The organism is Vibrio sp. 2130-1 (genome assembly GCF_033339515.1).
In genome coordinates this window covers 379,592-394,143 of record NZ_JAWOUT010000001.1, presented here as the reverse complement: position 1 = coordinate 394,143, position 14,552 = coordinate 379,592, and the positions used below count along the sequence as shown (strand labels likewise).

The following is a 14,552-nucleotide window of genomic DNA, read 5'->3' as shown; positions in this document are numbered from 1 at the left end:
CTCTATAAGTAATTACTCAATGATCTTTCTAGATAATTCTCGACCAATGGTTGTCCCATTGCACTCCGCTTGCGAAGGTACTTTTTGACTCCTCTGGCCTTTGCTCTACCACTTTTCCCGCCCCAGAGCTGACTCGGAACTCATCGCCATAGACCACAACACCAGAGGCGTCTGGCAACGCACTTAGCTCTACCAATTTGCCCGTAGATTTAGACCATATACCATAACAACTGCCCGGAGGGGAAGTGGCTAAGATCCATTCATCGGTTGCTGCAATACTCGCAACGTAGTGATTGAAACGCGCCCACTCTTCAGGCTCAGCTTGAAGATCTTGCATTTCACCACCACGCGTGTGCATGGCGATCAAGGCTGGATACTCGTCCGGCTCACCACGATATTGCTGACCACAAAGCACGGTTTCCGCACCATCATGAGCTAAATGGCGAATACTCAACTTATGATCCGGTAAAGACACTTGATCCAATAGCTCCCCTTCCTGTGAAAGGTAACTCAGACTCGGTCTCATGCTATCAAGATTGAGAGGTTCACGGCCGTTGGTGTGTACGCCACCGACGCCAATCGATAATGCGCCATCAGGCATCATGATCACTTCATGCGGGCCAAGGCCAAAACCTGTTAACTCATCGATTTTTTGATATTGCTTCTGCACATCATAAACACCAATGATCCCGCGACTTGTCCCCCTCTCCCCTTCTGTGGCAAATAGCAATGTGCCGTCATGGGAGTAAACGCCATGCCCATAGAAATGGCGATTTGGCTTTGCTAGTTGCAGTTTGATCATCTGCCCTGAGCGATAATCAAATACCATGAAGAAAGTACCTGGTCGACGACCAAAAACTACGGCGTGGCCTTGTTGGTTGGTTGCTACACCGTGACCACGCTCAGGAATCGGCAATGAAGATAGCGGCATACCATGCTCATCCGCTACCACCGCTGCATATTTATCTCGGCCAATGATAGAGCAGCCGATCAACGCAGGCTCACGTGAGCTTGTTGAAGCACAACCAAATGGCATCATAGGTGTAGCCGCCCCGAATAGAGCGGCTTTCAGTAAGTTTCGGCGGGTTTGATCAGTCACCATCGGTTGCATTAAATCCTATAACCACGCCAAGCTCGATCGCCACTTCTTCGTGAATCAGGTACTTCAATTGCTCTAGCTTATTGTACTGAGCGAGCACCATGCGATAGCCTTCTTTTGTTTGTAGTGCAGCAAACAAGCTCTTATCTTCTGGCCAAGTTTCTAACGCCATTTCAAACTGATGAACAACACGGTCTGCGAGATCTTCATGGCCTTGCTCTCTTAGTAGCGCATCTAGACCATTCCCGTTAGCAAAGTACAACGCTTCCATCCCTTGAAGGTTGGCTTTTAAGTTTGAAAGCGAGGTCTCTGAACGCCACGATTCTGAGAAATACGGGCGAGGCTTGCCAATCTTCGCTAGCGGTCGACTCAACTTCTTCATGCTGTATTCAAGCTGATTAGAGAGCAGTGAAATGTACTCAGACTCCCATTCCGTCATCTCTAGCGATTTCCAAGGGTTTTCTGCCCAAGAATCCGCGATGATCTGCGCTTTGTTATCGAGGTTTTCTGCAATCGAAATGCCTGTCGCACAGGTATTGCTGTTGCTAGATAAGGTCGACGCTTTATCGTAAAGCAGCCATTCCAGAGCCCCTAAACCTTGCACGGTGACACTTTGGGTGGAAATATCTTCTGCACTCCAAGCTTGGTCAGATTTCGTCAATACAGACATTTTACGACCAGTAGTGTTCTTTTTATCTGGCCAAAACTGAACATTCCAGCTTTGCTCCAGCGCCGTAGCAGGGCCACGTTCTTGACCTTGTAATGCCATCCACGCAAGCATAGTTTGATGCCATTGCTGTTTTACTTGTGCATCATCTTTCGACTCTGATGCGCAGTAATCTGCGAAGCGTTGTTCAAGTTCTGTGGTTTGCGCTAAAAACGTCTGAGCTGATTGAAACTCGACCTCGTACACGCTTTGAGAAATATGACTTGTACTCTCAGGCTTGGCAGAGCTCGAACCGATGGTCGATTGGCAACCAACCAAACTTAACGTTGCGGCAATCGCACTCACTAACAGTGTCTTTTTCATGGTTAGGTCCTTATAGAGAGTTCAGAAACGCAATGAGAGCATCACGTTCTTTTTTGTTCAGAGCTAAAACATTTTGTTTCGCCGTTTCAGCTTCGCCGCCGTGCCACAACACCGCTTCCATCAGGTTACGAGCGCGGCCATCATGTAGAAAGTAAGTGTGTCCGTTTACTTCTTCGGTATAACCAATGCCCCATAGCGGTGCCGTTCGCCATTCACGGCCGTTTGCTAAGTATTCCGGACGGTTATCGGCTAAGCCTTTACCCATGTCATGCAAAAGCATGTCGGTGTATGGGTGGATAAGCTGCTCAGAAAGCGCTGGTAACTCTGGTCGTTTCGCCGTTTTAACACTGGTCTTGTGGCAGCTTTCACAGCCAGACGCAGCAAAGATTTGCTGACCAAGTTTCACGTTAGGATCATTGACGTTACGGCGAATAGGTACGGCTAAGTGTTGGCTGTAAAACTCTACGAAGTCGAGAATATTTTCACTCACTTCAGGTTTGCCGCCATTTGGCATGTCGTCACAAATGCTTTGTTTCGAGGTACAGTTTTCATTTGGGAATAAATGGCTCGTAAGACCCACATCACCATTAAATGCTGCTGCATTTTGCTGCATTAGCGTCGGTTGTCCTGCTTTCCAGCCAAAGCGACCAATCGAGAAGTCGTCCTTCTCAATATCCCACACCTTATTTACTTTGCCTGAGATACCGTCTTTGTCGGCATCTTGTTCATCAGCCCAAGCAAGTAGCGTTTCGTCGGGAATACTCTCTAACAAACCAAGGCCGATCATTGGCGGTGCCACGCGTGCTGAGAACTCGGTATCTGGGTGCATATCGCCGTAACCCAGTTCGGTAATGTTCAAATGAGGTTTTCTTAGTGTCACCGTCGTACCGTCTTTAAATTTCACTGGGACATCGGTGTAAGTGATTTCGATTTTGCCTTCTGGCGTTTGATCTTGCAGGGCGAAATCTTGAAGCTGGCCACCATAAGTCGGCTCAGGTATGCCGCCATCTTTGATGTAAGCTTTCTTTTGTTCTGGCGTCATCGCAGGAATGCTTAAGCGCACTAACATAGACACGGCATGTAAATCATCTTTCTCTGGCGGATGACCACGACCGTCTTTGATGTGACAATTCTGACAACCATTGGTGTTAAAAAGCGGGCCTAAGCCATCACGAGCGTCTGTTGACGCTGGCGCTTGTACCCAAGGGTTGCGGAAAAAGCTGTTACCAACGCTAAAATCGAGGCGTTTGCTCATTGGCAAGTTAGCAGCAGGAAGAGAATAGGCATTCGCGCCGTCTTTTTTAACACTGGTTTTGCCACCAGACTTAACATCATAAGCCATGGCAGAAGAAGAAAGGATCGCGGCTAGCGCAGAAATTAGGTATGGCTTCATATCATTGCTCTACATAGACAACAAGGGTGATAACAACGAGCTCAAACGTCAAAAGGGCTCACAAAGAGCCCTTATTTATTATGGTTTTCTTATTAAAACTCGTGGTCAGCAGTATCAGGGCTTAGGCTGTCGATGCCGACAATGCTTGCCGCGCGCTCAATCGCACCGGTTTGTGCTACCAACGACATGATGGTGTCGTTTACTAGCGCGTTGCCTTGTGCGTTACCCGCTGCAATAAGTTGGTCAAAGTGCTGGTTGTTCTTCTCTGCAGAAGTCACTAGCTCACCAACTTGGCTACGTGTTGTATCAAACTGCTTTTTAATGTCGGTCGCGGCTTTCTTATCTTTTTGAGCAACAAGATCAGCAATACTTGGACCAGATAGCTCTTTGCCGTTTACACCTTTGTATGTACCTGTGTAAACGTTGTAGATGCCTTGCTCATTGTAGTAGTGAGAGTTGTGCGTGTTGTCTGAGAAACAATCGTGTTCGTCTTCAGTCGAGTTTGCCTCTAGTGCCACCTTCATGCGCTCACCCGCTAGCTCACCTAGAGAAAGAGAACCCATGCCGAATAGCATCTTACGTAGACCATTCTCAGCAGATTCATTTAGTAGCTCTTCACGGTAGTTGCCTTTCACTTCTGCGGACCACTGCTTTTCCATCCACTCAAGGTCTTGAACCAGTAGATCAGCGGCCGCTTTTAGGTACTCACCACGACGATCACAATGACCATTCGTACACTCAGAACCGACAACGAAATCAGTGTAAGCACGTTGACCTGCACCCGCGTTAGTGCCGTTTAGGTCTTGACCCCAAAGCAAGAATTCAATCGCGTGGTAACCTGATGCAACGTTTGCCTCAGAACCGCCTACTTCGTTTAGATCCGCTAGCAATTCTGGAGTGATTTTTGAAACGTCCAGTTTAGAAGCACCGATCTGTAGGCTAGTGTTCGCGATGATGTTGGCAGCAGCGCCCTCGTTACCCAATTCGTATTGGTAATCAGCCGCTACGTAGTCAATCAAACCTTCATCAAGTGGCCATGCGTTCAGCTGACCTTCCCAATCATCAACAATCGCGTTACCAAAACGGAAAACTTCAGACTGTTGGTAAGGCACGCGAGAATCTAGCCAAGCTTGTTTTACTTCTTCAAGCTTTTTCGCTGATGGTGATTGTAGAAATTCGTCGATTTTCACATCAAGCGCTTTCGCTGTTGTTACTGAATCAGCAAATACAGCATGGGCAACGTCCGCGTAATGTTCGACTACTTGTTGTTTAGTTACTGTGGCAGCAACGGTAGAACCACTGGCAATGAGGAGTGATGCAGCAATAGATTGGACTAAAACTTTTTTTGCATTCATCTGAAGCATCCTTGTTGAGCTTTTCAATTATCGTATTGGTAGTGCTAATTATTCTTATTTGCACTTTAGTCTCGAGATAATACAAATTTACAATTTATTTGCAACTCCAGATACAAAAAAACCTCATAAAAATGAGGTTTTTCACAGACTTTATTGTCAGTTTTATCTTTAGGATTAAACCTTTAGGTCATGTTTTCCGTGAGAGACTTTTGCCTTCAGATAATTTTCGTTGCCATCTTTGATATGTGCAGAGGTATTGACAACCTCGCCAATTTCAATTCCGTACTCAGATAACTCACGAATTTTCTTAGGGTTGTTCGTCACGAGGCGGATCTTATTCACGCCTAAAGCTTCTAGCATTTGTGCTGCTTCCGTGAAATCACGCAGGTCATCATCAAAGCCCAAATGGTTGTTAGCTTCGTACGTGTTCATGCCCTGGCTTTGTAAGCGGTATGCATCGATCTTATTGTACAAGCCAATACCACGACCTTCCTGACGGAGATACAAGATGATACCACCGGACTCGCCCATGCGATTGATCGTCTCTTCTAGTTGCTCACCACAGTCACAGCGTGAAGAGTGGAACACATCGCCTGTCAAACACTCAGAGTGCATACGAACTAAAGGCATGTCCTGAGTTTGGTCCGCTTGTTTAAAGATAATAGCAACATGCTCTTTGTCTGTCTTCAGACCATGGAAAGACAGAATTTCGGCATCAATGTTACTTTTTGCCCCGACTTTAAAATCTACTCTGGCACGTACTTCCGCCATATCTATACTCACTCGATTTATTGCTTGATGCGCTTGATGCGTTTTCGTTATTGCATTCATGGGATTTACTCGTTGCTCTTCAACTATGGGGACTGATACCGCATTTTGCAATATAGAGATCACAATTGAGGGCAGTTATCCACTCAAGACAGCAAAAGAGAAACACTCTCCAACTGAACAATTGTTATATTATAACAATTTAAAAAAACTACAATAAAAAACCCCAGACAAATTTTGTCTGGGGTTTCAAGAAGGTCGTTTGGTCTATCTTTTAATGGGTCTGACTGCGCTTCCAAACGGCGAGTTCAATCCAAACTGCTTCGAGTTCTTGGATTTCCTCGTCGGTCAACACGGCGAGCGTTGAAGTAACTTGAGGCAGGTTCGGTGATTGCAATGCACGAATCTGCGAATAGAAGTCTTTTTTAAGTTGTAATATAACTGAATCCACTGCGTGCACCTATTCGTTCTTTTATTACTTATCCAGCTCAAAATTTTTATTTTCTTTATACTGGAAACTTCATAAATTCGGAAAAATGATAACATTCTGCTTGTTAAGTGCACAATTTATTTTTAATAGTGGAATAACGGTCACATTAATTACGCTTCACCATTCGGATCGAATATAAGACAAAAAAGATCAAAAATAGCACAGGAAAGATCCACAACAGCGCCGTGGAATAATTTAATGGTGGTTGATACAGAACAATATTCCCATAACGAGCAACTAGATAGTCCTTTATTTCTTGATCTGAGCTGCCTTCATTGGCCATCGTATACACTTTCAACCTCAGGTCTTTAGCCGCTTGTGCATTAGACTTGACAAGGTTTTGGTTTTGACACTGCGGGCAGCGCAATGTCTTGGCTAACGAGGTTGCACGCTGTTGCAGTTCAACAGAATGAAATTCAAACAGATCAACATTCTGTTCTATATCCGCACTTCTCGTGAAAGGAGAAAATAGTATAAATAGGATTAAAGTGAGGAGAAGATTATTAAATCGAAACATTCAAGTATCCTGAAAATATATCGTTCCATTTATCTGCCGTTAGCTCTCCACGATATTTGATCAATATACGACCATTTGGATCAATCAAGTAAGTTTCCGGCGTTCCGATAACACCTAGCTCCACAGCGAGCTTTCCATTAGGGTCACCAATTACTTCAATATATGGATTTCGTTTAGAGCTCAAATATTCACGAGCGGCTTGTTTTTGATCTCTATAATTCAGCCCAATAATAGGCACACCGAGTTCTGCTAACTGCAATAATTCTTCATGCTCTCGTTTGCATACTCCGCACCAAGATGCCCAAACATTCAATAATTTATATCCGTCGCTTTTGAACAACTGCTCAGAAACCATGTCATCAGAGATCAGAGAAGTAGAGCGAAAATTAGGTGTCTCTAAATTTCGTTGTGGGGACAATTCAACATGTGGTCGCTCAGACAAAGCCACCGCAGTTACTACAGCAAACACGGCAACAGCCACAAACAGACCTGCGAGTTTAAGCGTATTTCTCGATCGCATTGATAGCCTCTCTCCTTTTCTTTAGGCCGGTTAATAGCGCACCAAACACAGCTAGTAGCCCGCCAGACCATATCCACCAAATACCTGCGCGGTACTGAACTTTAATCGCATAAGCATGAGTATCGACTTTGTCACCCAATGTCACGTAATAATCGCCATGCCATAGTGAACGAATCGCAGGCTCGGTCATATTCATCACTCGCACAGGGTAATGACGCTTTTGCGGGTTGAAATTGAGCATGCGGCCATCTTCCAAGTGCAAGGTGATCTGTCCTTGTTCCGCGGTGTAGTTTGGCCCCACCAGCCATTCGATACCATGATAATCGATAGTGATCCCCGCCCTTTGTTGAGAACTGCCGGGTTCGACACGTAAATTGTGTTCATATGAGTAGTGACTGTTGAATACAGCTCCACTCACCGCCAGCGCAAAACCGATATGTGCCATCACGATTGGCATGAGTTTGCGCTTATTGGAACAACGAAACAGCATAACGAGATGCGCCGCAATCACCCAAGTAGCCAACGTTATGGTTAGCAATACTTCGAAATGCAGTGCGTGCACTAAGAAGATAAACCCGATCCCAGAGACAAGAGATAACGCAATACTGATCGCGATATCAGTGCTTCCACTCGGCACTGCGCCTTTTGTCCATTTCAGCACTGGCATGAATGCTAAGGCAATCAGAGCCAGTATGCTTAATGGAAAGGTCAGACTATTAAAGTAAGGTGCGCCAACCGAAATGTTCCCTAAACCGAGCAGTTGATAAACCATCGGATAAAAAGTGCCAAGAAAAACGATGGCAGTCGCAATAACCAGCAGCCCTTTGGCGATATAAGCAGTGTAAGCTCGGCTCGCTAGAGATTGAAGTTTGAAACGAGGGAGTTGCTCTCCTCGCAAAATCAGTACGCCAAAAGTGATAATGACAAGCAAGCTCAATACACCAATCAGCACCAAACCTTTAGTTGGGTCCACCGCAAAAGCGTGCACTGAAGTCAGCACGCCAGAGCGCACCACGAATGTCCCTAAAATGCTTAGGCTGAACGTAGCAAACGCCAGTGCATAGGAGCTCCAAATTGCGCCTCTGTTACGTGTTGCGACAACACCGCTGTGCAACAAAGCAGTACCAGTAAGCCAAGGGAGTAGAGAAGCGTTCTCCACAGGGTCCCAAAACCACCAGCCGCCCCACCCTAGTTCATTGTACGCCCACCATGATCCCACCAAGATACCCAACGTGAGCGTTCCCCATGCAAAAAACGCTGCGCTTCGAGCGACCACATACCAATCGCTCATCGGTTGTTTACCCAATAGCGCCGCTAATGCAAAAGCTAATATTGCTGCGTAACCGACATAACCGAGATAAAGCAATGGTGGATGAATGATAAGCCCAACATCTTGCAGCATAGGGTTTAGATCTCGCCCTTCCGACGCCAATACTTGGGCATACTCGAACGGGTTAGAGGTCATTAACGTGAACCATGCAAACGTCCCAATCAGAACGTTCATGATTCCTAAACAGTCACAAGTATATTGGGCATTGAGCGGTGACTTAAATGCAATAAACGACGCCCATAAACTCAGGGTGACGACCCAAAACAACATGGAGCCTTGGTGCCCACCCCAAGCGGCAGCAATTTTGAACGCCACGGGAAGTTGACTGTTGGAATGCGTAACAACATATTCCAACGCGAAGTTGTCTTGCACGAAGCAGACGATCAGAAGTGCTAAACAAATGATGGAAGCTAAGCTAATGATGTGGGACATAGCGACTTGATGCGGCAATGTCGCCTTCTTACCCATAGCACGACGTAGCCAATGCAGAAGCGATGCACAAGTCGATGTTACAGCCACCAATATCAGTAAGAAGAACCCTAGCTCAGCCTCCATTTTTCCCCCTTACACTATGGTCATTTGACCGGCATAGAGAATGAAAGTACGCAGCATAAGTACGCCAACCAAGCTCAACGTCGTGACCACAAAAACGTAACTGCCTTTGTGGCGCACTTCTGAAGGCGTTAACCAATTGAGAGTCAAAGGCGTAATCATGCCGATGAACACTACTCCAACCCAGAACCATTGAGCCCAGAACCCACTCGAAATTGCATTCCAAGCCGCGACTTCGTTCTGACCACCGCTGAAGATCAATCCAGTAAAGAAGGTCACTAAGACAAACAGCTCAAACAATACTACTGGGCGTTCAAATCCGTGTACCCAAGACACACTTGGGCTGCTGGTCGACTCTTTAAACACCAAGATACCGAACATCAAGCATGCTGCTGCACCCGAGGACAAACTAGAGAACAAGAACAAGATTGGCAGTACTGGATTGTTTAGCATCGGGTAAGTCTTCAACGCAGACAATAGAAAGCCGGTGTATGCCGCAAGCACGATAGCTAAGAAGCCCAAGAACAATTCAATGGCGTTGTTGGCTTTCCCCGCCTTAATTAAAATGCCGTCAGCAAAATCCAACAGTTTGCTTGGTAACTTCCCTTCACAGAAGCTGATGATTTGATGGCGGAAGATAACGCCGATCCAAACAAACAGCACTAGCATGTAAACTTGGAACAAGATCACGCCCATCGACATTACCGACGTTGGGTTGTAGTAGATCATGATCTTCCAAAACTCTAAAGGCTTGGTTAAATGGAAAATCAAAATTACCAACCCAGCAATGATGCCAAATGGTGCGAGCCAAGCCATCGCTTTCATGATGCCGTTGTTTGCGGGATCACCTTCAATCACTTTGCGTTTTAAATAGATAGAAATCATCACCGCACCTGCTGACATCCCAGCAAGGAATAAGTAAATCGCGATGATCCAATCCCAGACTAACGAGTCAAAGTGGAATGCACTTTCGAAGCCGTTCATGATGACACCTCCCCTTTGCTATGCGGAATTTTGTACAGTTTAGGTTGCGTACCTAAATGCGATTTATCGCGATAGACAACATGGCTTTCGATAGCTTTGCTCACCTCGCTAGTTGGGTCATTCAAATCACCAAAGATGAGTGCTTTTGTTGGGCAAGATTCCACGCAAGCTGGCTGCTTACCTTGCGCTAGGTTGGTATCACGGCAGAAGCTACATTTATCCGCAGAGTGATCGACTGGATTAAAGAAGCGCACTTGGTAAGGGCAAGCGGCAAGGCAATAACCACATCCGACACATTTCTCTTTGTGCACATCCACGATGCCGGTCGCTTCATCTTTGTATGCAGCGCCTGTTGGACAAACGTACACACATGGTGGGTTATCACAGTGCTGACAGGATTCGCGAGTAAACTGGTATTCCACATCTGGAAATTCGCCAATCGGTTCACTGCGATGAATTTTAAGTCGCGTTACGCCTTCAGGGACTTTATTTACTTCGCGACAAGCATCGGTACAAGCGGTACAGCCAATACAGGCATTTTCATCATGAACCATACCCATGCGTTTCGCTTGTTCACGGTTGCTGGCATAGAGAGAGGAGCTAACAACGGAAGTGCCTGCAACGCCTGTAGTTAAAATCAACGCGCCGCTGCCGGCTAAAAAGTTTCTTCTCGAACATTTCATGCTATCTCTCCTCTTCTTTGGCAAGTTCAGGTTCGACGGCAAATTCAGAGTGACAATCCACACACTGCTTGATCAGTTGTTTTCTGTCGTACGACAACGCTTTGGTTTTCGCTGCGTGTACATCGTGGCAATTTGAACAAGTGAGGTTTTTGGCGTGCACATCGTGCGTCCAGTGGCTTTCTCTCAGCTGTGTCGGTGCGTGGCAATCCACACATTGGCTGTTGGCTTTAAGAATCATGCTTGGATCAAGGAACACTTTGTCGTGTACCTCTTTCGATTGCGCGGCAGAAAACTTAATCACATCAGGCGCGCCCTCACGATGGTCGGGACCAATGTTGCTATGGCAATTGGTGCAATTAAGTTGCTTCCCTTGGCTGAGTAGAGCTTGCGGGTCATGCGAAAGGTTCAGAGTCTCTTTTGCATCCTTATGACATTGCAGACACTTGTAGTCACGGTCACGGATCAACTCGACTTGATGACGCTCAGCTTGAGCACCTTCAATCGGCTCTGAAGAAGTCGCATGGGCGGCGATGGAGAAACCATAGATGGCAAAGACGAAGAGAAGTTTCAGCATTGTCTCTATGGTCAATTTTATATTGCCCATATTGTTCTTTCCTTAGCTCGATAATAATTGATAACTATTCTCAATTATTTATTTGAGCGACAATTAATTTCCTCTGAAGATATTTTTTAGATCTTCAAATGACATCAATTCTTATTTCGGAAAGCCACAACGCTAAACCTATATTTATAATACCTCTATTATTCATAAGGGGTAGAAACACCTGCTCAAAAAGCGAACTAAGTCACCCTATTTTTAAAAAGGTTAAAACCCCAAAGCATTGCAGAACAATGACTTAACAACTACCACTTTAGAGGTATATAAATTCAAACATGACTGAGATCACTGGTGTAAATTGATCTAAAACAAGACAAGATTCACTCACTATTTCATCTATCCAATTAAGCAATATTATTAATCGTAGATCTCCAGTTCTTATTTGGAATAGCTTCTCACAACGCTGCTAATAAAAACGAATATGGAGATAACACCGTGAGCATAAAACACTGGATGAGCGCACCTATCGCGGTTGCGACCTTATTCGCCAGCCAATTATTTTTGGTCGGCGCTCCGTTGGCGGCAGAAGAAAAAGGCCTCATCGATCCTCGAAATGACGCCTTTGAACAGAACCATCCCGACCAATACCACTCTTGGAAAGCAACATCCGAAAGTGAGCACATTGAAGATGCTCTAAGTGAAGACCCAAACATGGTGATCTTATGGGCTGGCTACGGCTTCGCAAAAGACTACAACAAAGCGCGCGGTCACTTTTACGCACTTGATGATGTTCGTCAAACCTTACGTACCGGCGCACCAACCGACGAGAAGTCCGGGCCTATGCCAATGGCCTGTTGGAGCTGTAAAAGCCCAGACGTTGCTCGCGTGATTGATGAACGTGGTGAAGACGGTTATTTCGAAGGTAAATGGGCACGCTTAGGCTCAGAAATCGTCAACCCTATCGGTTGTTCCGATTGCCACAACACAGGCTCTGAAGCCTTCAAGAAAGGCGAACCTGCGCTAGCACTGACTCGCCCATACGTCGAGCGTGCTTTTGATACTATTGGTAAAAACTTTGATGAACAGTCTCGCCTAGATAAGCAAGCATCGGTCTGCGCTCAATGTCACGTTGAATACTACTTCACCGGCCCAACTAAAGCGGTTAAATTCCCATGGGATATGGGCACCACCGTTAATGACATGGAGAAATACTACGACGCGTTGAATTTCAAAGATTGGACGCATGCCGTATCTAAAGCGCCGATGCTAAAAGCGCAACATCCAGGTTTCGAAACTTGGAGAGCGGGTATTCATGGTAAAAACAAAGTGGTGTGTGTGGACTGCCACATGCCTAAAGTGACCAAAGAAGACGGTACGGTGTACACAGACCACAAAGTGGGTAACCCATTTGATCGTTTTGAAGACACCTGTGCGCAATGCCATACCCAAACTAAAGAGCAGCTACAAGGCATCGTCTCGACTCGCAAAGCGCAAGTACTGAACATGAAGCTAACCGCCGAGAAGCAAATCGTAGCGGCACACTTTGAAGCAGGCGCAGCGTGGAAAGCAGGTGCAACAGAAGCAGAGATGGAACCTATCCTACAAGATATTCGCCATGCACAATGGCGTTGGGACTACGCGATTGCTTCTCACGGTGTTCACATGCATGCTCCTGAGGTAGCACTTGAAGTACTAGGTACTGCAGTTGACCGCGCTGCTGACGCCCGTACCAAATTGGTTCGTTTACTGGCAACCAAAGGCATTACTGACCCTGTTCAAATTCCAGATATCTCGACCAAAGCGAAAGCACAACAAGCACTGGGCATGGATATGGATAAGATGAACGCAGACAAGAAACACTTCCTAGAAACAGTAGCGCCAGAGTGGGATAAAGCAGCAGCTGAACGCGAAGCCACGTATTAGTCTAACTGGCAACGGTTAACTTATAGATACAACAAGGGGCGTACTGAACGCCCCTTTTCTTTCTTTATTATCTTTATCTCTTCATCCTGATTCTATCGAGAGACAAAAATCGAATGTACTAGCGACGAGGAAGCCTAGGTCTAGGTTGAATATTTGGACGTGCTTTAGGTATCTGCACATTTGGACGAGCAACTGGACGCTGGATCTTCGTTTCCGGTAATGCTTTTCTTTGTTGAACCTTTTCTTTCACCGCCTTGCCTTGTAAAGTCGCTGGTTCAATATGCTCCGGACGATTCTCCCATTGGGTTCGAATCTCTTGCTTTTGCTCGTCAGGCAATGATTGCCAATGATCATCAAGCTGGCGTTTCATGTTATCGATATTGGCGGACATATCGTCGTCTTTCCAATCTTCGACTTTGTCTTTGATGGATTGCTGTTGGTCTTCATCTAAACCATTCCACCACTCTTCCAGTTTCTCTTTGTATTCATCGTCGTTATCGCAACAGCCCGGATAGTAATAAATCCAGTAGTCGTCATGATCGTACCACCACGGGTCGTAGTAACCCGATGAATAATAAACCGTAGAGGAAGAGCCAGAATGATCGGAAGAGCTACAACCCGCCAGTACAGAGCCGCACAGCAAAACCAATATGCTTAGTGCTTTATTTTTCATTCGTTGCCCACCTTTCCCTCTATTGCTTGTTAAATTGTACGCTTACAACAGCTCTTTTGCTTTGTTAATAGAGTTAATGATTTGCACCCTATCTAAATTTGGATCATCAGAATCTAATAATAGTACCCAGGCATCAATCGCTTCCTGAAATCGGAATGACAGAAAATGATCATTTGCGATCAAAGACAAAGCGGCTTCATTGTGCGGCTCTACCTGCAAAGCTTGCTCCAAAAGCAAGCTAACTTCTTGCGTCATTGATTGCTGGTGAATGTAGTACAAGGTCGTCGCTTTTGCGGCAAGTTGCGTGGCACTGACTGGCTCAGTCAGTTGGATCGCGTAATCAAAACAAATCAGCGCGCCATCAAATTCCCCCTCTAGCAGGTAGCCCTGCCCGAGTTGGAACCACAATTCAGCGTTGTTCGGGTCTTCACGCAACTGGTCTTGAATCTCTTTCATGATGTCACGAGCAGTCATCATTCGTGACATTTCCGCTTGTATTGGTTTAGGCGGAGTTTGATGCAGCAATAAGAAACTGGCACTCGTCACGACAAGTACTAACAGGCAAAAGCCAAACCATTGAGCAGGTTTAACTTTTGATGCACTCAGTGATAAGAGTACGATAAACAGCCCCATCAGAGTGATGGCAGCGAAAAACCAAACAGACATAACACGTCCT

At 45.8% G+C, this 14,552-nt stretch carries 15 protein-coding genes; 1 reads left to right on the top strand and 14 read right to left on the bottom strand.

Going from position 1 to position 14,552, the window contains the following annotated elements:
* Positions 1–28 precede the first annotated feature (28 nt).
* The 12 genes from R7Q09_RS01845 to nrfB form a co-directional block, all read right to left on the bottom strand.
* Positions 29–1,111, bottom strand: coding sequence for a DUF1513 domain-containing protein (locus R7Q09_RS01845; protein WP_318071042.1), 1,083 nt, complete (start codon positions 1,109–1,111; stop codon positions 29–31).
* Positions 1,092–2,129, bottom strand: a complete 1,038-nt coding sequence (locus tag R7Q09_RS01840) for an imelysin family protein (RefSeq protein ID WP_318071043.1) — start codon at positions 2,127–2,129, stop codon at positions 1,092–1,094. The genes R7Q09_RS01845 and R7Q09_RS01840 overlap by 20 nt, the downstream gene beginning before the upstream one ends.
* 10 nt (positions 2,130–2,139) lie before the next feature.
* A complete protein-coding gene (locus R7Q09_RS01835) occupies positions 2,140–3,522 on the bottom strand; it encodes a di-heme oxidoredictase family protein (RefSeq protein WP_213911109.1) in 1,383 nt (460 codons plus the stop codon).
* Between the two features lie 92 nt (positions 3,523–3,614).
* Complete coding sequence (locus tag R7Q09_RS01830; protein ID WP_318071044.1) at positions 3,615–4,877, bottom strand: imelysin family protein; 1,263 nt, start codon at positions 4,875–4,877, stop codon at positions 3,615–3,617.
* A 174-nt stretch (positions 4,878–5,051) separates the two neighbouring features.
* Positions 5,052–5,648, bottom strand: coding sequence for a GTP cyclohydrolase II (locus tag R7Q09_RS01825; protein ID WP_025767283.1), 597 nt, complete (start codon positions 5,646–5,648; stop codon positions 5,052–5,054).
* Positions 5,649–5,919: 271 nt separating this feature from the next.
* Entirely contained in the window at positions 5,920–6,096 is a 177-nt protein-coding gene (locus tag R7Q09_RS01820) for a hypothetical protein (RefSeq protein ID WP_020480909.1), read from the bottom strand.
* A 145-nt stretch (positions 6,097–6,241) separates the two neighbouring features.
* Entirely contained in the window at positions 6,242–6,652 is a 411-nt protein-coding gene (locus R7Q09_RS01815) for a cytochrome c-type biogenesis protein CcmH (protein ID WP_318071045.1), read from the bottom strand.
* The gene (locus R7Q09_RS01810; RefSeq protein WP_318071046.1) at positions 6,639–7,172 is read right to left on the bottom strand and encodes a DsbE family thiol:disulfide interchange protein; all 534 of its coding nucleotides are present in this window, start codon (positions 7,170–7,172) and stop codon (positions 6,639–6,641) included. The genes R7Q09_RS01815 and R7Q09_RS01810 overlap by 14 nt, the downstream gene beginning before the upstream one ends.
* Positions 7,150–9,057, bottom strand: coding sequence for a heme lyase NrfEFG subunit NrfE (locus R7Q09_RS01805; protein WP_318071047.1), 1,908 nt, complete (start codon positions 9,055–9,057; stop codon positions 7,150–7,152). Before R7Q09_RS01805 ends, R7Q09_RS01810 begins: the two co-directional genes overlap by 23 nt.
* Positions 9,058–9,066: 9 nt before the next feature.
* Positions 9,067–10,038 carry a cytochrome c nitrite reductase subunit NrfD gene (gene nrfD, locus R7Q09_RS01800; protein ID WP_005443386.1) on the bottom strand — a complete coding sequence of 324 codons (972 nt, stop codon included), beginning with the start codon at positions 10,036–10,038 and terminating at the stop codon, positions 9,067–9,069.
* Positions 10,035–10,721, bottom strand: a complete 687-nt coding sequence (nrfC, locus tag R7Q09_RS01795; RefSeq protein WP_318071048.1) for a cytochrome c nitrite reductase Fe-S protein — start codon at positions 10,719–10,721, stop codon at positions 10,035–10,037. The genes nrfD and nrfC overlap by 4 nt, the downstream gene beginning before the upstream one ends.
* A gap of 1 nt (position 10,722) precedes the next feature.
* Entirely contained in the window at positions 10,723–11,325 is a 603-nt protein-coding gene (nrfB, locus tag R7Q09_RS01790) for a cytochrome c nitrite reductase pentaheme subunit (RefSeq protein WP_009706898.1), read from the bottom strand.
* 450 nt (positions 11,326–11,775) lie between these two features.
* Between nrfB and nrfA the strand changes: the two genes are divergently transcribed.
* Positions 11,776–13,203: an ammonia-forming nitrite reductase cytochrome c552 subunit gene (nrfA, locus tag R7Q09_RS01785; protein ID WP_213874770.1), complete on the top strand. Its 1,428-nt coding sequence runs from the start codon at positions 11,776–11,778 to the stop codon at positions 13,201–13,203.
* Between the two features lie 118 nt (positions 13,204–13,321).
* Here nrfA and R7Q09_RS01780 read toward each other — a convergent pair whose 3' ends face one another.
* Together R7Q09_RS01780 and R7Q09_RS01775 are read right to left on the bottom strand one after the other, a co-directional pair.
* Positions 13,322–13,876, bottom strand: coding sequence for a hypothetical protein (locus R7Q09_RS01780; protein WP_005376825.1), 555 nt, complete (start codon positions 13,874–13,876; stop codon positions 13,322–13,324).
* A 42-nt stretch (positions 13,877–13,918) separates the two neighbouring features.
* Positions 13,919–14,542, bottom strand: coding sequence for a tetratricopeptide repeat protein (locus R7Q09_RS01775; protein ID WP_213872837.1), 624 nt, complete (start codon positions 14,540–14,542; stop codon positions 13,919–13,921).
* Positions 14,543–14,552 lie beyond the last annotated feature (10 nt).